We start from the raw sequence: 20,943 nt of genomic DNA, 5'->3' as shown, positions 1-20,943 counted from the left end.
CCGGGTTGGCTTTTCATCCCATCTTAATAATTACGTGGGAAGACCGGTCGAAGGTCCTAGGACCGGGGCGGGGCGCGAGGGGCGACCGGGCCGGGGCCTCGCACCCGGACAGGGTCACAGACAGCCACAGTCGGTGCCGTAGAGCAGCAGGAAGACCGCTGTGCCGGCGACGGCGGTGAATACGGTGGCACCGGCGGCGGCGAACCACCGGTAGCGGCGCGGCTTCGCAGGGGTACGGAAGGCGGACAAGGCGCCGTACGCCAGAAAGGCGCCGAGCGCTCCGGCGCCCGCGAGGGTGAGATTCGGGCTGAAGGACCAACTGATGTAGGCGAGCAGCGCGAGGGCGACGAGCAGTGCGCAGGCGAGTGCCTGGAGGATCAGGTCGGCGAGGGTCTCGCCCACCGTCTCCGTCAGGAATTCCCCGACGCCCTTGGCGATGACCTTGAGGTTGCTCTCGCCGTCCGCCGGGCTGCTGGAACTACCGGGGCCTTCCGCCTCGTCCCACGCGGTCGGACCGCCCCCGGCGCCCGCACCGGCCGTCTCCGCCGGGCCGGTCGGGTCGGCCGCATCGGTCGCGCCTCTCGCGTCGCCCACATCGGTCACATCACTCACGCCCACGGCGCCCTCCCCTTCCGAACACCCCCGTCCGACCGAAGAGACCCGATCGGGGCCGGGAGGGTTGACCCGGCATGGGTAGGACCCCGGTGCGGTCGCCGGCCGGCGGGCGTACGGCGGGACGGGAACGTGGCGGGAGAGGAAGCCGATGGCGCGGGTCGAGGACGGGAAGCCGTACGGGTGGGGGCGGCTGCATGCCGCCTTCCGGGTGCTGGAGGGGCTGGCCGGGGGAACCGCCCGGCTCGCGGAGCCCGCGCGGCGCCGGGAGACGATCGACAAGCCGCGGGTCACGGTGGTCCGGCTGCTGCGCGACACGAGCGAGCACATTCTGCTCGCCCGGGAGAAGGGCGGCGATCACGCCAAGGCCGCGGCTCAGGTCTACGCCGACATCGCCGAGCTGATCGCACCGGAGCGGATGTACGCCAAGAACCCGACGAAGGAGGAGATCGCCGAGTTCGAACAGGGGTACGAGAGTCAGCTGGCCCGCTACCGCGACCGCTGGGGCGCCCTCGTAACCGACTGATCCCCGGTGGCCCGGCCTGGGCGACTCCGAGTCTCCGGCGGGGGCGGCGCTCAGGAGCCCGTCCGGCCGCATGTGCGGCGAACGGCCAGGGGTGCCAGGCTGGCTGGCCGGCGCCCCTGACGCGTATGGCGGACGGAAGAGCGAGCCACGCGGACCGCGCCACTCACTCCGTACGGGCGCCGGAGACCCGGCGCGGCAGGGGATCGCGCCCCGGCTCCGGCCCTGGCTCCCCACCGCCCTCGGGGGCGAGGAGCGCGCCCACCAAGTCGACCAGCCCCTCCTGAAGCGCTTCGAGCCGTGAGGCGGCCCACTGGTCGTACAGATCAGGGGTGACGGGCCTGTCGGGCCCATCGGGCTCGCGGTGGGGAGCGGTCACGGCTTCGCCGCCGTTCCGGCGTCCAGCCCTCCGGCGTCCAGCTCGCACCAGACGCGCTTGCCGGTGGCGACGTACTCGATGCCCCACCGGTCGGCCAGGGCGGCGACGAGGCAGAAGCCGCGGCCGGACTCCTCGTCGTCGGCCGGCGGCCGGGGCGCGGGCACTCTCGTCCGGCCGACGTCCAGCACCACGACGCGGACGGTGGTCTCGGTGGTCCGGGTGACCGCCACGCCGATCCGCCGCGAGTCCGTGTGGACCACGGCGTTCGTGACCAGCTCGGAGACGAGGAGCCGGGCCGTTTCGGCCAGTTGCCCCAGCCCCCACGCCTCAAGGGCGCGGACGGCGTCGCGCCGGGCCGCGCCGGGGGCCGTCGGCCGGGCCTTATACCGGGCGAGGTAACCGGGCGGCCCCATCGAGGCCGGTGAGAGGTGATTCACAGTCGCCCTCGCGACGGCCTGGATGCTCCAACGGGCGGCGGGAGCGGGGGCATGCTCGCACTCGTGCTCACAAGCCAAGGTCGCGTCGGGGTGGGGGGTCATGGTGGTGACGGGAAGGGGCGCGGTCATCGCCGTTCCTCTGCGTGTCCAGCTGAGACGTGGGGGGGGGGAGCGGCGGCCACCGACCAAGGCCCGGCGACCGCCCGGATCGGGCGGCATGGGGGTACGCCCGATCTTGGTGACGGAGCGCCCTACACACCTGTGTCGCGACGAACCGCCACTCCTTCGCGAGAGCTAGAGTGCTCCCGAATCCGAGGGGTGAGCAACTGGCGCACCTACTCGAATTCCTGTTCACCATCGATGAGTTGAACCCCTCGCGAGCACCCTGCGACCCCAGCGCGGAAGGCGCGAACCCCAGCGGGTAAGGCGACCACCCATGGGTGACATGACGTCACCCGGCAAGGGAGAATGAGGAGTCATGCCGAACCAGAGAGCCAGGCCCACCCTGCGACGCCGCAGGCTCGGCGAGCAGTTGGCGGCGAAGCGTGTCCAGGCCGGCCTCGGTGTCGACGCCGCCTCGACACTGATGGGCTGGGACAAGCCCACCCTGTCGAAGGTCGAGAACGCCCGACGCCATATCTCCGTCAAGGAAGTCCACGACCTCCTCGGCCATTACGGCGTCACCGACTCCGCGTTCATCGAGGCGATGACCGCTCTCGCCCGTGACGCGGGAAAGAAGGGCTGGTGGGCCGGATTCGGTGACGTCGCCGGCGCGTACCAGGATCTTCTGAGCGTGGAAACCGACGCGGAGGGCATGCGTTTCTTCTCCCCGTCTCTGGTCCCTGGCCTGCTCCAGCGCGGCGGCTACGCCCGCCAGGTCATCAACGCCGCCGCGATCACCCGGACCGACGAGGACAAGGAAGCGCTCGCCCGCCTCCGGCTGGCCCGGCAGTCCGTGCTCGAACGCTCACCGAACCCGCTGCGTCTGTGGGCGGTGATCGGCGAAGCGGCACTGCATCAGCGCTTCCCCGACCCCGGCGCCATGCGCGAGCAGCTCAGCTATCTGCTGGATGTCTCTCACTGCAAGGGCATCACGGTCCAGGTGATGCCGCTCGACTGCCATGGACACCCGGGCATGGTCGGGATGTTCAGCATCGTCAACTTCCCCTCGCCCTGGCCCACCGTGGTCAACCTGGAGAACATCCGGGGCGGCACCTTCGTGGAGGGGACCACCGACGTGGCGGTCTTCGAGGAAGCCTTCGACCAGATCGTCGCCACCGCGCTGTCGCCCGACGCGTCGCGCGAGACCATCAAGAAGATCCTGGAGGAGAAACACTCATGACCGCCCCCGCCCCGGACAGCCCCGCCTGGTTCAAGTCCTCGTTCAGTGGTGGTGAGCAGGACTGCGTCGAGGTCGCGGACATGCCCGGCACCCTGTACGTCCGCGACTCGAAGGACAAGACCGGCCCCAACCTCGCTTTCGGCCCTGCGGAGTTCTCCGCCTTCGTCGCCTACGCCTCGACGCTGGCCGCCTGACCGCACGACTGTCCGACCGTCCGCACGCGCGACAGGCCCGCCTCCCTCCGACCGGATCGGTTCGGGGGAGGCGGGCCTGTCGCGCGTGCGCCGGGAGGCCGCTGCCCTGGCGGCCCGCGACCCGGTGTCCGTCAGGCGCGGGCGTCGCGGGCGGCGGCGATCTGGCGGGACATGATCGTGGTCAGCTCGTACGCGGTGTGGGAGGCGGCCACGGCGGTGATCTCCGCGTGGTCGTACGCCGGCGCGACCTCCACCACGTCCGCCGAGACCAGGTTGCAGGAGGACAACCCCCGCAGGATCTCCAGGAGTTCGCGCGAGGTCATGCCGCCCGCCTCCGGGGTGCCGGTGCCGGGCGCGTGGGCCGGGTCGAGGCAGTCGATGTCGATGGAGATGTACAGCGGGCGGTCGCCGATGCGCTGCCGCAGCTGGTCGGCGACCTCGTCGGCACCGCGCCGGTAGACGTCGGCGGAGGTGACGATGCCGAAGCCCATCTTCTCGTCGTCGGTGAGGTCCTGCTTGCCGTACAGCGGGCCTCGGGTGCCGACGTGCGAGAGGGCCGAGGTGTCGAGGATCCCCTCCTCCACGGCCCGCCGGAACGGGGTGCCGTGCGTGTACTCGGCGCCGAAGTAGGTGTCCCAGGTGTCGAGATGCGCGTCGAAGTGGAGCAGGGCGACCGGGCCGTGCTTCTTGGCGACGGAACGCAGCAGCGGCAGGGCGATGGTGTGGTCGCCGCCCAGGGTCATCATCCGGGCGCCGGTGGCGAGCAGATCGTCGGCGGCGGCCTCGATGGTCTCGACGGCCTCGTGGATGTCGAACGGGTTGGCCGCGATGTCACCGGCGTCCGCGACCTGCGCGAGCGCGAACGGGGAGGCGTCCTGCGCCGGGTTGTACGGACGCAGCAGCCGGGACGCCTCACGGATCGCGTTGCCGCCGAAGCGGGCACCGGGGCGATAGGAGACACCGGTGTCGAAGGGGACGCCGACCACGGCGACGTCGGCGGTGCCGACCTCGTCGAGCCGCGGCAGCCGGGCGAACGTCGCGGGACCGGCGTACCGAGGAACGCGGGACGAGTCGATCGGGCCGCGCGGGGTGCTCGCGTTCTGGTCGCTGCTGCTGCTCACGTCCGGTCCTCCTGAGGATGTCGGGATGTCGGGATGTCGGGATGTCGGGATGTCGGGGATCTCGGTCGGCACGACAGTAGGACGCCGGAGAGCGGTACAGAAGTGTAGGTTTCCTCCACTCTGGTGCTCTGCGATGTACGAAGGATCCACTCACGTGAACGCTCCGGAAGCCCCGGCCGCCCCGCCGGCCCCTCTGGTTCCCCTGGTCCCGCCTGCCTTCCCGCTCCCCCGGATTCCGCTGTCGGCGCTGCTCGGCGAGGCCGGGCTGGGGCTGCGGCTGCTCGCGGGGCCGCAGGACGCGGCGGACACGCCCTTGCAGGGGGTGCACGCCTCCGAGATGGCCGACCCGTACCCGTATCTCCTCGGCGGCGAACTGCTGCTGACGGCCGGGGTGCAATTCCCGACGGGTCCGGTGGACTTGGCGGACCCGGGGGACTCGGCGGACCCGGCGCGCTATGCCGCACGGGTGCGGCAAGCGGGGGCGGCGGCGCTCGGGTTCGGGGTGACGCCGGTGTACGACACGGTGCCGGCGGACCTGGTCGAGGCCTGCGAGCGGCTCGGGCTGCCGCTGATCGAGGTGCCTCCGCGGACCCCGTTCACGGCGGTGGCGCGGGCGTTGTGGGGGCTGATGGCGCGGGCCCGGACGCGCGAACTGGGGCGGGTGAGCGAGGCCCAGCGGTCCCTGGCGGCGGCCGCGGCCCGGCCCGATCCGGTGCCGGCGGTCCTCGGCGCGCTGGCGGCGCGGCTCGACGGGCGGGCGGTGCTGTTCGGGGCGGACGGTACGGAGTCGGCCGCGGCCGGACGCGCGGTGCCGCCGGAGACGGCGCGGGCGCTCGCGGAACTGGCGGGGGTGGTGCGGTCCCGGCCGCGCGGCCCGTCGTCGGCGAGCGACGGCGGGGGCGGCGGGGCCGGGCCGAGACTCACGGCGTACGCGCTGGGCGGCGGCGAGGGCGGGCTGGCCCTGGGCGTGGCGGCGGAGCCCGGGGCGCCGGGCGACCGGACCATCACGGGCCTCGCCGTCGTCCTCCTCTCCCTGCTGACCGCGCCGTACGACCGGGCCGCCGGCACCGCGGCCCGCGACACGGCCCTGGTCCGGCTCCTGCTCGGGGCCGCCCCGGCCGACGCGGCCCGCACCCTCGGTCCGGGCCCGTGGACCGTGGTCCACGCGCGCGGCGGCGACGGCACCCCGTTCGCGGCGACGGCGCTGGCGTCGGCGCTGGGCACCTCGCTCGTGGACCCGGGGAATGCCGGGGTGGAGGGCGCCGGGCCGGAGGGGGCCGGGCCGGCCGCCCCCGCCTCCGCCTCCGTACGGCTCGTCCTCCCCGCCACGCCGGTCCTGCCCCAGCCCGGCTGGACCCTCGGGGTGAGCGCCCTCGCCGAGGCGGACGGTCTCGTCGCCGCCGACGCGCAGGCGGCGCGGGCGCTGCGGCGCGCCGAGGCCCGCCGGGTTCCGGTCCAGCGGCACGTCACCGGCGGGCTGGCGGCGCTGGTGGACCAAGACGAGGCGGCGGCGTACGCCCGCGACCTCCTCGCTCCCCTCTCCCCCGTCCTCGCCGAGACCCTGCGCACATGGCTGTCGCTGCACGGGAGTTGGGACCGGACGGCGACGGCCCTGGGTGTCCACCGCAACACCGTCCGCCAGCGCGTCGGCCGTATCGCCACCCTGCTCGGCGGGCGCGACCTGGACGACCCGGACGTCCGGATGGAGCTGTGGTTCGCCCTCGGCCGTACGCCTTGACCGCCACGGCCGCCCCGACCGCCCCGACCGCCGTGATCAGCACGCTCAACTCGCCGCGCCCACCGGCCGGTTCGCCGAAACCGGCCCGACCCCGCCCCGATCGGTGAAGACTGACCACCCAACGGACCGGACCGCACCTCTCGAAGGGAACCCCGCCGTGGACTACCGCCTCGAACTGATCCCGCTCCCGGTCGCCGACGTCGACCGCGCCAAGTCCTTCTACGCCGACCGGCTCGGTTTCGCGGTCGACCTCGACTACAGCCCGGACGAGTCGTTCCGCGTCGTCCAGCTGACGCCGCCGGGGTCGGCCTGCTCGATCGCCCTCGGCACCGTCGTCGGCACTCCCCCGGGCTCGGTCCAGGGCCTGCACCTCGTCGTCGACGACATCCACGCCGCCCGGGCCGAACTGGTCGGCAAGGGCGTCGACGTCGCCGAGGTCGAAGCCCTGGGGGCACCGGGCAAGCCGACCGTCTCGTACGCGGCCTTCACCGACCCGGACGGCAACGGCTGGACCCTGCAACAGCTCCCCCGCTGAGCCGCGCGCCCGCGCACCCCGGCGCACGCACCCACCCTGCCCGAGCCCCGCCCCGGCGCCCCTGAGGCACCCCCGGAACGGCCTCAGGGTGCCCCCGGAACGGCCCCGGAGCGCCCCCGAGGTGCCCCCAGAGTGCGCGGCATCACTCTGGACAGCCTCGACAACTGGTCGGTAACTTGGAGTGAGCAAGCGCTTAGGCACCTGGCATGTCGTGTTGCCCGGGGCCCGGTGACAGGACAGGACCACAAGGAGGCGGCTCGTGCGCCGTACCGTATTCAACGAGGACCACGAGGCATTCCGGGAGACCCTGCGCTCCTTCATCGAGGCCGAGGTCGTCCCGGTCTACGACGAGTGGTTCGCCGCCGGCCAGGCGCCCCGCGACTTCTACTACAAGCTCGGTGAGCTGGGCCTCTTCGGCATCAACGTGCCCGAGGAGTTCGGCGGCGCCGGCCTGGACACGCACAAGTTCGAGGCCGTCCTGTACGAGGAGACCTCCCGCGCCGGCGTCACCTTCGGCGGCTCCAACGTGCACGTGCTGCTCGCGCTCCCGTACATCAAGATGCTCGCCGACGAGGCGCAGAAGCAGCGCTACCTGCCGAAGTTCGTCACCGGCGAGGAGATGTGGGCCCTCGCGATGACCGAGCCGGGCACCGGCTCCGACGTCGCGGGCATGAAGACCACCGCCAAGCTCTCCGAGGACGGCACCCACTACGTCCTCAACGGCGCCAAGACCTTCATCACCGGTGGCGTCCACGCCGACCGCGTGATCGTCTGCGCCCGTACCTCCGCCCCGTCCGCCGAGGACCGCCGCTTCGGCATCTCCCTCTTCGCCGTGGACACCAAGTCCGAGGGCTACTCGATCGGCCGCAAGCTCGACAAGATGGGCCTGCGCACCTCCGACACCGCCGAGCTGGCGTTCGTCGACGTCAAGGTCCCGGTCGAGGACCTGCTGGGCGAGGAGGGCAAGGGCTTCTCCTACCTCGGCCACAACCTGGCCTCCGAGCGCTGGGGCATCGCCTTCGGCGCGTACGCGCAGGCCAAGGCCGCCATCCGGTTCGCGCAGGCGTACGTGACCGACCGCACCGTCTTCGGCAAGCCGGTCGCGCACTTCCAGAACACCAAGTTCGAGCTGGCCGCCTGCCAGGCCGAGGTGGACGCGGCCGAGGCCGTCGTCGACCGCGCCACGGACGCCCTGGACGCGGGCGAGCTGACCCCGGCCGAGGCCGCGAGCGCCAAGCTGTTCTGCACCGAGGTCGCGCACCGCGTCATCGACCGCTGCCTCCAGCTGCACGGCGGCTACGGCTACATGAACGAGTACCCGATCGCCCGCCTGTACGCGGACAACCGCGTCAACCGGATCTACGGCGGCACCAGCGAGATCATGAAGTCGATCATCGCCAAGTCGATGGGCCTGTAGGCGCTCCCGTGCCCGACACGCACCCCTCGGTGGACGGGCCGGCCGGCCCGTCCACCGGCGCCCCGGCCACCCCGGAGGCTCTGGACGCCCCGGAGGCCCAGGACGCCCAGGACGCCTCGGAAGCCTCGGTCACCCCGGACGCTCTGGACGACCTGCTCGATCTGCTCGACCTGGAGCGGATCGAGCGGGACATCTTCCGCGGCGAGTCCCGGTCCGCGCTCGTCCCCCGCGTCTTCGGCGGCCAGGTGGCCGCCCAGGCGCTGGTGGCGGCGGGCCGGACCGTGCCCGCGGACCGGCTCGCCCACTCCCTGCACGCGTACTTCCTGCGTCCCGGGGACGCCGGCGCGCCGATCGTCTACAACGTCGACCGGATCCGCGACGGCCGCTCCTTCACCACCCGCCGGGTGGTCGCGGTCCAGCACGGCCAGCCGATCTTCCATCTCTCGGCGTCCTTCCAGACGTACGAGGAGGGGCTCGACCACCAGGCGGACATGCCGGCCGCGCCCGACCCGGAGTCGCTGCCGACGGCCGCCGAGACGCTGCCGCTGCATCTGCCGAGGGAGGTCGCCGACCGGCTGATCGAGGCCCGCGCGGCGGTGGATCTGCGCTACGCCGAGGAGCCCCCGTGGGGGACGGTCGGGCAGCCGCGCGAACCGCGCTCGCAGGTGTGGTTCCGTACCAACGGCAAGCTCGCCGACGACCCGCTGCTGCACGTCGTCCTCGCCACCTACGTCTCCGACATGACGCTGCTCGACTCGGTCCTGCTCGCGCACGGGCGGGGCGGCTGGGCGGTCGGTGACGTGGTCGGGGCGTCGCTCGACCACGCGATGTGGTTCCACCGGCCGTTCCGGGCGGACGAGTGGCTGCTGTACGACCAGGAGTCGCCGACCGCCGCCGGCGGACGCGGACTCGGGCAGGCCCGGATCTACACGCGGGACGGGCGGCTCGCGATCTCCGTCATCCAGGAGGGTGTCGTTCGCGTCCCGCGCTGACGGCCGGCCCTACCGTCGCCTGTCATGACGGACAGCGGAGAGCGGGCCGGAGCCGACAGCGGACCCGGGGTGGGTGGCGGTGTCGGTCCCGGCACCAAAACCAGCCCTGGCACCGGCACCGGCACCGGCGAGAGCACCTTCACGGTCCTGGTGGCCGCGGCGGCGAATCTGGGGATCGCCGCCGCCAAGGCCGTCGCCGGTGTCGTCAGCGGATCCAGCGCGATGCTGTCGGAGGCGGCCCACTCGGTGGCCGACACCGTCACCGAGGGCATGCTGCTCGCCGCGCTGCGGCGCAGCGGGAAGCCCGCCGACGAGGACCATCCGGTCGGCTACGCGGGCGAACGTTACGTCTGGGCCCTGCTCGCCGCCGTCGCCACCTTCGTCGGCGGCGCGGTCTTCTCCCTCTACGACGGGATCCACACCCTCACCCATGGCGAGTCGCCGGGTGATCCGCTCGTCTCGTACATCGTGCTCGCCGTCGCCTTCCTCCTGGAGGGCTACTCGCTGCGCACCGGGGTGCGCCAGGTCGGCGCCGAGGCGGCCCGCACGGGCACGCCCTTCGCCCGCTATCTGCGTGTCATGCCGGACACCACCGTCAAGGCGGTGGTCATGGAGGACTCCGCCGCGCTCGTCGGTCTGCTGCTCGCGGCGGGCGGTCTGCTCGGCGGGCAGCTCACCGGTTCGGGCGTATGGGACGGCGCCGCGTCGATCCTGATCGGTCTGCTGCTTGGGTACGTGGCGTGGGTGCTGGCCCGGTCCAACGCGCGGCTGCTGGTCGGCCGCCCGCTGCCGCGCGCGCTGCGGGCGGCGGTGCGCGAGGAGCTGCTGTCCGTACCGCACGTCGTGGGGATCGTGGACCTGACGACGCTGATCCAGGGGCCGCGGGAGTTCATGGTCGCGGCGAAGATCGACTTCCGGGACCTGGCGTCGGCCGCCGACGTCGAGTGGGCCTGTGAACAGGCCGAGGCCCGGCTGCGGGCCCGGATCCCGGCGATCCGGCGCGTCTACCTGGACCCGACCCCGGGCGGCCTCGCCCCGGGCCCCGGCCCCGCCAAAGGCCCCGGCCCCGCCAAGGGTCCCGGCCCCGATCCCACCCCCGGCACCTCAGGCACCTCAGGCACCTCAGGCACCTCGGGCCCCACCGGCGTCAGCGCATGAGCCCGGCGGCGTCCAGCAGGTACGCGGTCATCGGCTCGTACGAACGCGGGTCCAGGACGTGGTCGTCCAGCGGGACCGTGACCTGCATGGTGCCCTCGGCCTCGGCCAGGAACAGCGCCGGGTCGTTGCAGTCCGCGTAACCGACCGTGTCCACACCCCGCTGCGCCGCGCGCCCCGCCCAGCCGTGGTCGGCGACCACCAGGTCCGGCGCGGGCTCGCCCAGCGCCTCCATGCCGTCGAGGATCGCGTTCATCGGCTCCGGCGAGTGGGTGTGCCACAGGCTCGCGCCCCGTTCGAAGACGGCGACGTCGGCGAACTGCACCACGTACCCCTCGTCGGTACTCAGCCCGCCCGGGATCCGTACGATCTCGCAGCCGCGCGCCCGCAGCGCGCCCGCGACCCGGCTGTGGACGTCGATCAGCGAGCCGGGGTGCCCGGTCGCGAACAGCACCCGCTCACGCCCGGCGGCGGCCTTCGCGAGCCGCGCGGCCATCCGGTCGAGCGCGCCGACCGTCAGCTCGGGGTCGATGGTGTCCTGACCGGCCCGGTGCGCCGGGTCGTCGACCACGCCGCACCGCTCGGCCATCACCGCGAGGACGTCCTGCTCGTCGCTCCACCGGTCGCCGAACTCCAGGCCGAACCAGTAGTGCCGGTCGCCGTTGGCGAGGCCGCGGTAGTGGCCGAGGTTGTTGTCACGGGGCGTGGCGACATCGCCGGCGATACGGGTGCGGACAAGGTGCTCGACGAGGGCGGCGCGGCTGAGTATCGGCATGGCCCACATTGTGCCGCCCCACCACCCCAACCCCCTACGGGTACGCCCCCGCCCGCCCGTGTCGTCCACCCCGACCGGACCGTGCCGACGCTCCCGCCATCCACGCCGTACGCCCCGGACCGCCCGCGCCGTACGCCCCGGACCGCCCGCGCCGCGCGCCCCCGCCCGGATCGCGCGCCGACGTCCCGTGCGGCGGCTGCTACAGCGTCTACCTCGCCGTGGAGAGCGCCAACGAGGACAGCCTGGTCGAGTCGGGCAAGCCGCGGCTCAACGCCTTCCAGAAGGCGACCGGCGAGATCGTGGAGATGTTCACCGAGTACGGCATCCAGGTCACCGGCGGCTTCATGCTCGGCTTCGTCAACCCGCCCGAACGGCCGGGCGACAAGCCGTACATCGAGTCGCTGGAGCAGATCGAGAAGACCATCGACTACGCGGTCACGCTCATGGGCCACGGCATGGCGTACGCCAACCCCTTCATCGTCACCCCGCTGCCGGGCACGAAGATGTGGGACTTCCAGAAGGACTACGTCGTACGCCACTACGACAACGGCTGGTCGCACGAGAAGGGAACCATGGCGACCGACCAGTGGAGCGCCGAGGACATCGAGCGCATGCGTCTGGAGCTGCTGGTCCGGGCCAACGGCGCCGACCGGGTGACCGAGATGGTCCGCCGGGGAACCTGGCCGGTGGACGCCTGACGCTCCCCTGCCGGGCCCCGCTCCTCGCGTGAGGGTGTGAGGGACGGGGCCCGGCAGGGCACCCCGTACGGTCCCCGCCCTCAGTTCCGGCGGCGGGCCGCGCGCAGGGTGTCCGCCGAGGCCAGCATGGCGCCGCCGGCGATCAGCACGCAGGCGGCGACGACGAGCCGGCTCGCTTCGGCCCGGCCGGCCGCGACCAGGAGCGCGGTCGAAAGCAGCGGGGCGAAGTACGAGAAGGTGCCGAGCAGCCGGATGTCCCCGTGCTTGGTGCCGTGGTCCCACACGTAGAACGCGCCGCCGACCGGGCCGAGCCCCAGGGCGAGGACGGCGAGCCACTGCCAGCCGTCGGGCCGCACCGTGGTCTCGAACAGCAGATGGGCCACGCCCGCGAGCGCCGCCGTGGCCAGGCAGAAGAAGGCGACCATCTCCGTGGGGACCTGCGGATAGCGGCGGTTGGCCACGGAGTACGCCGACCACACGAGCGCGCAGACGGCCGCCGCCAGGTAGCCGAGCAGATAGGTGCCGCGCAGGTGCAGCCCCTGACCGCCGGTGACCAGGAGGAACGTGCCGGCGAGCCCGAGCACCGCGCCCGCCGTGTGCCACCAGCGCAGCCGCTCGCCGGGCAGCAGCGCGGAGAACACGACGATGAGCAGCGGCCACAGATAGGCGATGAGGCCGGCGTCCACGGCGGGGGCGTTGCGCAGGGCCAGGAAGTAGAAGAAGTGGTAGCCGAACAGGCCGCCGATGCCGAGCGCCCAGGCGCCGGCGGGCAGCCCGCGGGTCAGCGCCCGGCCGGCGCCGAGCGCCCTGGGCAGCCCGATGATCCCGCCGACCGTGAAGGCCATCGCGGTGAGCTGGAAGGGGGGTATGTCTCCGGTCAAGGTGGTGAACAGCGCCAGCGACGCCCACAGCAGGACGGCCAGCGCGCCGATCCCGGTGGCTCTCAGCCGGCGGCCGGGCCGCGCCGTCTCGCCGGGTGCGGTCCCCGGCGCGGGGATCGCGGGTCGAGCGTCCCTCGTGGCCACATGCCCTCCCGTCCGCCGCGTCCCCCGTGTCCACCCCGTCCGGTGGCGACGATCCGTCAGCCCACGGCTACCGGGGCATCGTAGTGACGCGCGCCCCGGTCACCCGCGCTTTCCGGACAGCCCGGGAGAGGGGCCGCGGCCGCGGCCGCCGCCGGAGCCGGGAGCTACGCCTCCGCGAGGGCCGTCAGCGACGACAGCGCACCGTGCGCGAGGCCGCTGAGCAGCGATTCCATCTCCGTGCGCCCCAGCGGCCCGCCGAGCCGCGGCGTCGAGTTCAGCAGCCCGAACACCGCGTGGACCGCGGCCCTCGCCTCGGATTCGCCCGCCGCCGGGTACAGCTCGCGGACGACCGTGACCCACAGCTCGACGTACTGCCGCTGGAGCTGCCGGACCCGCTTGCGGTCCTCGTCCTTGAGCCGGTCGAGTTCGCGGTCGTGGAGGGTGATGAGGGGCCGGTCGTCGAGGGCGAAGTCGATGTGCCCGTCGATGAGCGAGCCGAGCAGGGCGCGCGGGTCGCCGGCGCAGGCGGCGGCGCGCAGCCGGCCGCCGTCGAGGAGGCGTTCGCTGATGCCGAGGAGCAGCTCGGCGAGCATCGCGTCCTTGCCGGGGAAGTGGCGGTAGAGCCCGGGGCCGCTGATGCCGACCGCGGCTCCTATCTCGTCGACGCCCACGCCGTGGAAGCCGCGCTCGGCGAAGAGCCGGGCGGCTTCGCGCAGGATCTGCTCGCGGCGCGTCGGCCCGCCGGTCCGGGCGGGGGTCGCGGGCGGGGTCGTGGCGGAAGGCGGGGTCATGGAATCGATTCTAGACAACCCGGTTAGCGGTCGTTAACCTGGCGAGGAGATGAACGTTAACGCTCATTAACCGAGCAGAGGAGCTCGTGGAATGCAGCAGGCACCTGTGCTGACGAGCGCGGCGGACCCCGCGTCCGCGGCCTGGCAGGCCAATGAGGCGGCGCACCAGGAACTGGTCGCCACCCTCCGCGCCAAACTGGCCGCCGCCGCGCTCGGCGGCGGCGAGAAGTCCCGCGCCCGGCACACCGCGCGGGGCAAGCTGCTGCCGCGCGACCGCGTGGACACGCTCCTCGACCCGGGCTCGCCCTTCCTGGAGCTGGCCCCGCTCGCGGCGAACGGGATGTACGGCGACCAGGCCCCGGCGGCCGGGGTGATCGCGGGCATCGGCCGGGTCAGCGGCCGCGAGTGCGTGATCGTCGCCAACGACGCGACCGTCAAGGGCGGCACGTACTACCCGATGACCGTCAAGAAGCACCTGCGCGCCCAGGAGGTGGCGCTGGAGAACCGGCTCCCCTGCCTCTACCTGGTCGACTCCGGCGGCGCCTTCCTGCCCATGCAGGACGAGGTCTTCCCGGACCGCGAGCACTTCGGGCGGATCTTCTACAACCAGGCCCGGATGTCCGGCGCCGGCATCCCGCAGATCGCGGCGGTCATGGGCTCCTGCACGGCGGGCGGCGCGTACGTCCCGGCGATGAGCGACGAGGCCGTGATCGTCCGCGAGCAGGGCACGATCTTCCTCGGCGGCCCGCCGCTGGTGAAGGCCGCGACCGGCGAGGTCGTCACGGCCGAGGAGCTGGGCGGCGGCGAGGTCCACTCGCGGATCTCCGGCGTCACCGACCACCTCGCCGAGGACGACGCGCACGCGCTGCGCATCGTCCGCAACATCGTCGCCACGCTCCCCGAGCGCGGTCCGCTGCCGTGGAAGGTCGAGCCGGTCGAGGAGCCGAAGACCGACCCCTACGGGCTGTACGGGGCGGTGCCGGTCGACTCGCGCACGCCGTACGACGTACGCGAGGTGATCGCCCGCGTCGTGGACGGCTCACGCTTCCAGGAGTTCAAGTCCGAGTACGGGCAGACCCTGGTCACCGGCTTCGCCCGGATCCACGGCCACCCGGTCGGCATCGTCGCCAACAACGGCATCCTGTTCGCGGAGTCGGCCCAGAAGGGCGCGCACTTCATCGAGCTGTGCGACCAGCGCGGCATCCCGCTGGTGTTCCTCCAGAACATCACCGGCTTCATGGTCGGCAAGGCGTACGAGCACGGCGGCATCGCCAAGCACGGCGCGAAGATGGTGACGGCCGTCGCCACCACGCGCGTGCCGAAGCTGACGGTGGTCGTCGGCGGTTCGTACGGCGCGGGCAACTACTCGATGTGCGGCCGGGCTTACTCGCCGCGCTTCCTGTGGATGTGGCCCAACGCCAAGATCTCGGTCATGGGCGGCGAGCAGGCCGCGTCCGTCCTCGCGACGGTCAAGCGCGACCAGCTCGGGGACGCGTGGAGCGCCGAGGAGGAAGAGGCGTTCAAGGCCCCGATCCGCGAGCAGTACGAGACGCAGGGCAGCGCCTACTACGCGTCGGCCCGGCTGTGGGACGACGGGGTCATCGACCCGCTGGAGACCCGGCAGGTGCTGGGTCTGGCTCTGACCGCGTGCGCCAACGCGCCACTGGGCGACCCCCAGTTCGGCGTCTTCCGGATGTAAGGGGACACCGACACCATGCAGCAGACGCAGACGCAGAAAACAACGCAAGCGCCCGCGCGGACGGAGACACCCCTCATGTTCGACACCGTCCTCGTCGCCAACCGGGGCGAGATCGCCGTCCGGGTCATCCGCACGCTGCGCGCGATGGGCGTGCGCTCGGTGGCCGTGTACAGCGACGCGGACGCCGACGCCCGGCATGTACGGGAGGCGGACACGGCGGTACGGATCGGGCCGGCGCCGGCCTCGGAGTCGTATCTCTCCGTCCCCGCCCTGCTCGACGCGGCCCGCCGCACCGGCGCGCAGGCCGTGCACCCCGGTTACGGCTTCCTCGCCGAGAACGCGGGCTTCGCGCGCGCGTGCGCCGAGGCCGGACTGGTCTTCATCGGGCCGTCGGCCGACGCGATCGCGCTGATGGGCGACAAGATCCGGGCGAAGGCCACCGTCAAGGCGGCCGGGGTGCCGGTCGTCCCGGGCGCCGCCGACCCCGAGATCGCCGAGGCCGCCCGCGAGCTGGGCGCGCCCGTCCTGCTGAAGCCCAGCGCGGGCGGCGGCGGCAAGGGCATGCGGCTGGTGCGGGACCTCGCGGTCCTGGAAGAGGAGATCGCGGCGGCGCGGCGCGAGGCGCGGTCCTCGTTCGGCGACGACACGCTGCTCGTGGAGCGGTGGATCGACCGGCCGAGGCACATCGAGATCCAGGTCCTCGCGGACGCGCACGGCAACGTGGTGCACCTGGGCGAGCGCGAGTGCTCGCTCCAGCGCCGCCACCAGAAGATCATCGAGGAGGCGCCGAGCGTCCTGCTGACTCCGGAGATCCGCGAGGCGATGGGCGCGGCGGCGGTCGAGGCGGCGCGGTCCTGCGGCTATGTGGGCGCGGGTACGGTCGAGTTCATCGTGCCGGGCGGCGACCCAGCCTCGTACTACTTCATGGAGATGAACACCCGTCTCCAAGTCGAGCACCCGGTCACCGAGTTGATCACCGGCCTGGACCTGGTGGAGTGGCAGCTGCGGGTCGCGGCGGGTGAGCCGCTGGACTTCGGCCAGGACGACGTCCGGCTGGACGGCTGGGCGATCGAGGCCCGGATCTGCGCCGAGGACCCCTCGCGCGGCTTCCTGCCGTCCGGCGGTACGGTCCTCGCGCTCGACGAGCCGCAGGGCGACGGGGTCCGTACAGACTCCGGTCTCGCCGAGGGCACGGAGGTCTCGTCCCTCTACGACCCGATGCTGTCGAAGGTGATCGCGCACGGCCCGGACCGGGCGACGGCGCTGCGCAAGCTGCGCGCCGCGCTCGCCGGGACGGTCACCCTCGGCGTACCGACGAACGCGGGCTTCCTGCGGCGGCTGCTCGCCCACCCGGACGTGGTCGCGGGCGACCTGGACACGGGTCTGGTCGAGCGCGAGGCCGAGGGGCTGGTGCCGGACGGGGTTCCGGACGAGGTGTACGCGGCGGCGGCCGCCGTACGGGCCGAGGGTCTGGCGCCCCGGCCGACGGGCGAGGGCTGGACGGACCCGTTCGCGGTGCCGAGCGGCTGGCGCCTCGGCGGCACCCCGAAGCCGCTCGCGGTGCCGTTGCGGGTGCCGGGCGCCGAGCCGGTGACGGTCGAAGTCCCGGCCGCTGGCGCACGGGTGACGGACCGTTCGGTCACGGTGACCGTGGATGGCATCGCCCACCGCTTTCGCCGGGCCGGCGACTGGCTCGGCCGGGACGGCGACTCCTGGCATGTCATGGACCACGACCCGGTCGCCGCCGCGCTGTCCGGGGCCCGGCACGGCGGGGCCGACACGCTGGCCGCGCCGATGCCCGGCACGGTGACCGTGGTGAAGGTGGCGGTCGGCGACGAGGTGGCCGCCGGGCAGAGCCTGCTGGTGGTGGAGGCGATGAAGATGGAGCACGTCATCTCCGCGCCGCACGCCGGCACCGTCACCGAGCTGGACGTCACACCCGGCACCACCGTCGCCATGGACCAGATCCTGGCCGTGGTGACCCCGCTGGAGAAGGAGGAGGACGCCTCATGAGTGCCGAAGGCACGACCGGCGCCACCGACCCGACCGGTACCGCCGCCACGACCGGCGCCGTCGAAGGCCCCGCCGGTCTCCCGATGACCGTCCCGACCTCCGACCTTCCGGAGCGGGTCCGGATCCACGAAGTCGGCCCGCGCGACGGTCTGCAGAACGAGAAGACGACCGTACCGACCGAGGTGAAGGCCGAGTTCGTACGGCGGCTCGCCGCGGCCGGTCTCGACACGGTCGAGGCGACCAGCTTCGTCCACCCCAAGTGGGTGCCCCAACTCGCCGACGCGGAGCAGCTGTTCCCGCTGGTGAAGGAGTTGTCGGCACAGGGCGTGCGGCTGCCCGTCCTGGTGCCGAACGAGCGCGGCCTGGACCGGGCGCTCGCGCTCGGCGCCCGGGAGGTCGCCGTCTTCGCGTCGGCCACCGAGTCCTTCGCCAAGGCCAATCTCAACCGGACCGTCGACGAGTCGCTCGCGATGTTCGCCCCGGTCGTGGCCCAGGCCAAGGAGGCGGGGCTGCGGGTGCGCGGCTATGTGTCGATGTGCTTCGGCGACCCCTGGGAGGGCGCCGTACCGCTGCACCAGGTGGCGCGGGTGTGCACGGCGCTGCGCGCGATGGGCTGCGATGAGCTGAGCCTCGGCGACACCATCGGCGTGGCCACCCCCGGCCATGTCCTCGAACTGCTGTCGCTTCTCAATGAGGAGGGCGTCCCGACGCCCGCCCTCGCCGTGCACTTCCACGACACCTACGGGCAGGCCCTGGCCAACGCGTATGCGGCCCTGGAGCACGGTGTCACCGTCTTCGACGCGTCCGCCGGCGGCCTCGGCGGCTGCCCGTACGCCAAGTCCGCGACCGGCAACCTCGCCACCGAGGACCTGGTGTGGATGCTCCGCGGTCTCGGCATCGAGACCGGGGTCGACCTGGCCGCCCTGACCGCCACGAGTGTGTGGATGGCCGAGCGGCTCGGCCGCCCGAGCCCGTCCCGTACCGTCCGCGCGCTTTCTCCCAAGGAGTCCTGAGCATGTCCCTCGACCACCGGCTCTCCGAAGAGCACGAGGAACTCCGCCGTACCGTGGAGGAGTTCGCCCACGACGTCATCGCCCCGAAGATCGGCGACCTCTACGAGCGGCACGAGTTCCCCTACGAGATCGTCGCCGAGATGGGCCGCATGGGCCTGTTCGGTCTGCCGTTCCCCGAGGAGTACGGCGGCATGGGCGGCGACTACCTCGCCCTCGGCATCGCCCTGGAGGAGCTGGCGCGGGTCGATTCCTCCGTCGCCATCACCCTGGAGGCGGGCGTCTCGCTGGGCGCGATGCCGGTCTACCGGTTCGGCACCGAGGAGCAAAAGCGCCAGTGGCTGCCGAAGCTGTGCTCCGGCGAGATGCTGGGCGCGTTCGGTCTGACCGAGCCGGGCGCCGGCTCGGACGCCGGCGGCACCCGGACGACGGCCGTGCGCGAGGGCGACGAGTGGGTCATCAACGGCTCGAAGTGCTTCATCACCAACTCCGGCACGGACATCACGGGCCTGGTGACGGTCACGGCGGTCACCGGCCGCAAGCCCGACGGCCGGCCGCTGATCTCCTCGATCATCGTCCCGTCCGGCACGCCCGGCTTCACGGTCGCCGCCCCGTACTCGAAGGTCGGCTGGAACTCCTCCGACACCCGTGAGCTGTCGTTCTCCGACGTGCGGGTGCCGGTGGGGAACCTGCTGGGCGAGGAGGGCCGCGGCTACGCGCAGTTCCTGCGGATCCTGGACGAGGGCCGGGTCGCGATCGCGGCGCTCGCCACGGGTCTGGCGCAGGGCTGTGTCGACGAGTCGGTGAAGTACGCGAAGGAGCGCCACTCCTTCGGACGGCCGATCGCCGAGTACCAGGCCATCCAGTTCAAGATCGCCGACATGGAGATGCGCGCCCACATGGCCCGCGTCGGCTGGCGTGACGCGGCCTCGCGGCTGGTCAACGGCGAGTCGTTCAAGAAGGAGGCGGCGATGGCGAAGCTGTACTCCTCGACGGTCGCCGTCGACAACGCCCGCGAGGCCACCCAGGTGCACGGCGGCTACGGCTTCATGAACGAGTACCCGGTGGCCCGGATGTGGCGCGACTCCAAGATCCTGGAGATCGGCGAGGGTACGAGCGAGGTCCAGCGGATGCTGATCGCACGGGAGTTGGGGCTCGGGGGCTGATCCCCGGCACCTGACGGACAAGGCGAGGTGGGGGGGGGGGGGGGGGGGGGGGGGGGGGGGGGGGCGCCCGCGGGGGGGGGGGGGGGGGGGGGGGGGGGGGGGGGCCCCCCCCCCCCCCCCCCCCCCCCCCCCCCCGCCCCTTTTTCGTGGGGGCCAGGGGCTGCCGCGGGAACGGTTCCCCCTGCCCGACGACAGATAACTGAGGTTAGGCTAACCTAACGTCAACCCGCCAGGCCGGCCTCCGGCACGCACGAAAGCGACTTCGCCATGCCCCGTTCCGCCCGAGCCACCTCCCTCACCCGCCGCGGTCTGCTCGCCGCGGGCGGCGCCGTCGGGCTCGGCGCCGCGCTCGCCGCCTGCGGCGGCGGGGACGACAAGGGGTCCGGGAAGCCCGCCGACGGCGGCGGCAAGGGCGGCACGTGGAGCTTCACGGACGACCGCGGCACCAAGGTGAAGCTCGACCAGACCCCGAAGAACATCGTGGCCTTCACCGGCACCGCCGCCGCCCTCAAGGACTTCGGCGTCGAGGTGAAGGGCGTCTTCGGCCCGACCACGGTCAAGGACGCGAAGACCGGCGCGATGACGGCGGACGTCCAGGCCGGCGACCTCGACATCGACAAGGTCAAGGTCATCGGCAACGTCTGGGGCGAGTTCAAGATCGAGGAGTATCTGAAGCTCGACCCGGACGTCCTCGTCACCGACATGTGGGAGAAGGACGCCCTCTGGTACGTGCCGGAGGAGCAGAAGGACAAGATCCTCAAGATCGCCCCGAGCGTCGCCCTGTGGGCCGCCGGCAAGTCGATGCCCTTCGTCCTCCAGCGCCACGCCGACCTCGCCGCCTCGCTCGGCGCCGACGTGAACGGCGAGCGGATCAAGTCCGACAAGGCCCGCTTCGAAGCGGCCGCCGAGCGGGTCCGCAAGGCCGCCAAGGCGAAGAAGGGCGTCAAGGTCCTCATCGGCTCCGGCTCGCCCGACACCTTCTACGTCTCCGCCCCGGCCCGCCCCACCGACACCCTCTTCTTCCAGGAGCTGGGCGTCGACCTCGTCGTCCCGGACAAGCTGGACCCCTCGGGCTGGTTCGAGCTGCTGAGCTGGGAGAACGTCGACAAGTACCAGGCCGACGTCATCCTGCTCGACAACCGCACCTCCGCCCTCCAGCCCGAGGCCCTCAAGGCCAAGCCGACCTGGGCCGCGCTGCCCGCCGTCAAGGCCGGCCAGGTCTTCCCGCGGGTCACCGAGCCCGTCTACTCGTACGCCAAGTGCGCCCCGCTCCTGGAGGACCTCGCGAAGGCCCTGGAGAACGCGAAGAAGGTGGCCTGAC

The 20,943-nt window shown here is 72.8% G+C and carries 21 protein-coding genes; 14 read left to right on the top strand and 7 right to left on the bottom strand.

The genetic code is table 11. The features are described 5' to 3' along the window. Positions 1-114: 114 nt before the first annotated feature. On the bottom strand, positions 115-612 hold the full coding sequence (locus tag ACGFRB_RS11700; protein ID WP_393242011.1) for a hypothetical protein: 498 nt from the start codon (positions 610-612) through the stop codon (positions 115-117). Between the two features lie 151 nt (positions 613-763). Between ACGFRB_RS11700 and ACGFRB_RS11695 the strand changes: the two genes are divergently transcribed. Continuing rightward, positions 764-1,138 (top strand): hypothetical protein, encoded by a 375-nt coding sequence (locus tag ACGFRB_RS11695; protein WP_393242008.1) that lies wholly within the window; start codon positions 764-766, stop codon positions 1,136-1,138. 163 nt (positions 1,139-1,301) lie between these two features. Here ACGFRB_RS11695 and ACGFRB_RS11690 read toward each other — a convergent pair whose 3' ends face one another. Together ACGFRB_RS11690 and ACGFRB_RS11685 are read right to left on the bottom strand one after the other, a co-directional pair. Next, positions 1,302-1,514 carry a hypothetical protein gene (locus tag ACGFRB_RS11690; protein WP_393242005.1) on the bottom strand — a complete coding sequence of 71 codons (213 nt, stop codon included), beginning with the start codon at positions 1,512-1,514 and terminating at the stop codon, positions 1,302-1,304. Then, positions 1,511-2,080, bottom strand: coding sequence for an ATP-binding protein (locus ACGFRB_RS11685; protein ID WP_393242002.1), 570 nt, complete (start codon positions 2,078-2,080; stop codon positions 1,511-1,513). The genes ACGFRB_RS11690 and ACGFRB_RS11685 overlap by 4 nt, the downstream gene beginning before the upstream one ends. A 349-nt stretch (positions 2,081-2,429) precedes the next feature. On the opposite strand from ACGFRB_RS11685, the gene ACGFRB_RS11680 reads away from it, so the two are divergent. Beyond that, positions 2,430-3,293: a helix-turn-helix domain-containing protein gene (locus ACGFRB_RS11680; protein ID WP_393242000.1), complete on the top strand. Its 864-nt coding sequence runs from the start codon at positions 2,430-2,432 to the stop codon at positions 3,291-3,293. Then, positions 3,290-3,487 carry a DUF397 domain-containing protein gene (locus ACGFRB_RS11675; RefSeq protein ID WP_393241997.1) on the top strand — a complete coding sequence of 66 codons (198 nt, stop codon included), beginning with the start codon at positions 3,290-3,292 and terminating at the stop codon, positions 3,485-3,487. The genes ACGFRB_RS11680 and ACGFRB_RS11675 overlap by 4 nt, the downstream gene beginning before the upstream one ends. A 131-nt stretch (positions 3,488-3,618) precedes the next feature. On the opposite strand, the gene speB is transcribed toward ACGFRB_RS11675, so the two are convergent. Then, positions 3,619-4,608: an agmatinase gene (gene speB / locus ACGFRB_RS11670; protein WP_363000549.1), complete on the bottom strand. Its 990-nt coding sequence runs from the start codon at positions 4,606-4,608 to the stop codon at positions 3,619-3,621. A 133-nt stretch (positions 4,609-4,741) separates the two neighbouring features. Here speB and ACGFRB_RS11665 point away from each other — a divergent pair, with 133 nt between their 5' ends. The 5 genes from ACGFRB_RS11665 (at position 4,742) to ACGFRB_RS11645 (ending at position 10,448) form a co-directional block, all read left to right on the top strand. Next, complete coding sequence (locus ACGFRB_RS11665) at positions 4,742-6,346, top strand: PucR family transcriptional regulator (protein ID WP_393241993.1); 1,605 nt, start codon at positions 4,742-4,744, stop codon at positions 6,344-6,346. A 157-nt stretch (positions 6,347-6,503) separates the two neighbouring features. Further along, entirely contained in the window at positions 6,504-6,881 is a 378-nt protein-coding gene (locus ACGFRB_RS11660) for a VOC family protein (RefSeq protein WP_393241990.1), read from the top strand. 259 nt (positions 6,882-7,140) lie between these two features. Beyond that, on the top strand, positions 7,141-8,298 hold the full coding sequence (locus ACGFRB_RS11655) for an acyl-CoA dehydrogenase family protein (RefSeq protein WP_393241988.1): 1,158 nt from the start codon (positions 7,141-7,143) through the stop codon (positions 8,296-8,298). An 80-nt stretch (positions 8,299-8,378) separates the two neighbouring features. Further along, entirely contained in the window at positions 8,379-9,290 is a 912-nt protein-coding gene (locus ACGFRB_RS11650; RefSeq protein WP_393242537.1) for an acyl-CoA thioesterase, read from the top strand. A gap of 24 nt (positions 9,291-9,314) precedes the next feature. Beyond that, the gene (locus ACGFRB_RS11645; RefSeq protein ID WP_393241985.1) at positions 9,315-10,448 is read left to right on the top strand and encodes a cation diffusion facilitator family transporter; all 1,134 of its coding nucleotides are present in this window, start codon (positions 9,315-9,317) and stop codon (positions 10,446-10,448) included. Here the strand turns inward: ACGFRB_RS11645 and ACGFRB_RS11640 are convergent. Continuing rightward, the gene (locus ACGFRB_RS11640; protein WP_393241982.1) at positions 10,438-11,220 is read right to left on the bottom strand and encodes a phosphatase; all 783 of its coding nucleotides are present in this window, start codon (positions 11,218-11,220) and stop codon (positions 10,438-10,440) included. The two genes, ACGFRB_RS11645 and ACGFRB_RS11640, sit on opposite strands and share 11 nt — an antisense overlap. Positions 11,221-11,438: 218 nt before the next feature. Here ACGFRB_RS11640 and ACGFRB_RS11635 point away from each other — a divergent pair, with 218 nt between their 5' ends. Then, positions 11,439-11,918, top strand: coding sequence for a hypothetical protein (locus ACGFRB_RS11635; RefSeq protein ID WP_393241979.1), 480 nt, complete (start codon positions 11,439-11,441; stop codon positions 11,916-11,918). Positions 11,919-11,998: 80 nt separating this feature from the next. Here ACGFRB_RS11635 and ACGFRB_RS11630 read toward each other — a convergent pair whose 3' ends face one another. After that, complete coding sequence (locus tag ACGFRB_RS11630; protein WP_393241976.1) at positions 11,999-12,943, bottom strand: DMT family transporter; 945 nt, start codon at positions 12,941-12,943, stop codon at positions 11,999-12,001. Between the two features lie 164 nt (positions 12,944-13,107). Next, on the bottom strand, positions 13,108-13,734 hold the full coding sequence (locus ACGFRB_RS11625; RefSeq protein ID WP_393241973.1) for a TetR/AcrR family transcriptional regulator: 627 nt from the start codon (positions 13,732-13,734) through the stop codon (positions 13,108-13,110). A 91-nt stretch (positions 13,735-13,825) separates the two neighbouring features. Here ACGFRB_RS11625 and ACGFRB_RS11620 point away from each other — a divergent pair, with 91 nt between their 5' ends. The 5 genes from ACGFRB_RS11620 to ACGFRB_RS11600 all read left to right on the top strand — a co-directional run bounded on the left by ACGFRB_RS11620 (position 13,826) and on the right by ACGFRB_RS11600 (position 20,942). Then, positions 13,826-15,433, top strand: coding sequence for a carboxyl transferase domain-containing protein (locus ACGFRB_RS11620; protein WP_363000564.1), 1,608 nt, complete (start codon positions 13,826-13,828; stop codon positions 15,431-15,433). A gap of 75 nt (positions 15,434-15,508) precedes the next feature. Then, positions 15,509-17,446 (top strand): biotin carboxylase N-terminal domain-containing protein, encoded by a 1,938-nt coding sequence (locus tag ACGFRB_RS11615; RefSeq protein WP_393241969.1) that lies wholly within the window; start codon positions 15,509-15,511, stop codon positions 17,444-17,446. Positions 17,447-17,529: 83 nt separating this feature from the next. Next, on the top strand, positions 17,530-18,459 hold the full coding sequence (locus ACGFRB_RS11610; RefSeq protein WP_393242535.1) for a hydroxymethylglutaryl-CoA lyase: 930 nt from the start codon (positions 17,530-17,532) through the stop codon (positions 18,457-18,459). Between the two features lie 2 nt (positions 18,460-18,461). After that, positions 18,462-19,622 (top strand): acyl-CoA dehydrogenase family protein, encoded by a 1,161-nt coding sequence (locus ACGFRB_RS11605; protein WP_363000568.1) that lies wholly within the window; start codon positions 18,462-18,464, stop codon positions 19,620-19,622. Positions 19,623-19,889: 267 nt separating this feature from the next. Next, on the top strand, positions 19,890-20,942 hold the full coding sequence (locus ACGFRB_RS11600; protein ID WP_393241967.1) for an ABC transporter substrate-binding protein: 1,053 nt from the start codon (positions 19,890-19,892) through the stop codon (positions 20,940-20,942). Position 20,943: the final 1 nt, after the last annotated feature.

Source organism: Streptomyces sp. NPDC048718, from assembly GCF_043198875.1.
Lineage (GTDB): Bacteria > Actinomycetota > Actinomycetes > Streptomycetales > Streptomycetaceae > Streptomyces.
The sequence above is the reverse complement of the archived record's forward strand: the minus strand, read 5'-3'. Positions and strand labels throughout refer to the sequence as shown.

What these genes read in the sequence shown, in the direction of transcription:
- ACGFRB_RS11605 (WP_363000568.1), top strand. Translation starts at nt 18,462, where the DNA reads ATGTCCCTCGACCACCGGCTCTCCGAAGAGCACGAGGAACTCCGCCGT.
- ACGFRB_RS11680 (WP_393242000.1), top strand. Translation starts at nt 2,430, where the DNA reads ATGCCGAACCAGAGAGCCAGGCCCACCCTGCGACGCCGCAGGCTCGGC.
- ACGFRB_RS11685 (WP_393242002.1), bottom strand. Translation starts at nt 2,080, where the DNA reads ATGACCGCGCCCCTTCCCGTCACCACCATGACCCCCCACCCCGACGCG.
- ACGFRB_RS11645 (WP_393241985.1), top strand. Translation starts at nt 9,315, where the DNA reads ATGACGGACAGCGGAGAGCGGGCCGGAGCCGACAGCGGACCCGGGGTG.
- ACGFRB_RS11695 (WP_393242008.1), top strand. Translation starts at nt 764, where the DNA reads ATGGCGCGGGTCGAGGACGGGAAGCCGTACGGGTGGGGGCGGCTGCAT.
- ACGFRB_RS11615 (WP_393241969.1), top strand. Translation starts at nt 15,509, where the DNA reads ATGTTCGACACCGTCCTCGTCGCCAACCGGGGCGAGATCGCCGTCCGG.
- ACGFRB_RS11640 (WP_393241982.1), bottom strand. Translation starts at nt 11,220, where the DNA reads ATGCCGATACTCAGCCGCGCCGCCCTCGTCGAGCACCTTGTCCGCACC.
- ACGFRB_RS11620 (WP_363000564.1), top strand. Translation starts at nt 13,826, where the DNA reads ATGCAGCAGGCACCTGTGCTGACGAGCGCGGCGGACCCCGCGTCCGCG.
- ACGFRB_RS11610 (WP_393242535.1), top strand. Translation starts at nt 17,530, where the DNA reads ATGACCGTCCCGACCTCCGACCTTCCGGAGCGGGTCCGGATCCACGAA.
- ACGFRB_RS11625 (WP_393241973.1), bottom strand. Translation starts at nt 13,734, where the DNA reads ATGACCCCGCCTTCCGCCACGACCCCGCCCGCGACCCCCGCCCGGACC.
- ACGFRB_RS11675 (WP_393241997.1), top strand. Translation starts at nt 3,290, where the DNA reads ATGACCGCCCCCGCCCCGGACAGCCCCGCCTGGTTCAAGTCCTCGTTC.
- ACGFRB_RS11665 (WP_393241993.1), top strand. Translation starts at nt 4,742, where the DNA reads ATGTACGAAGGATCCACTCACGTGAACGCTCCGGAAGCCCCGGCCGCC.
- ACGFRB_RS11600 (WP_393241967.1), top strand. Translation starts at nt 19,890, where the DNA reads ATGCCCCGTTCCGCCCGAGCCACCTCCCTCACCCGCCGCGGTCTGCTC.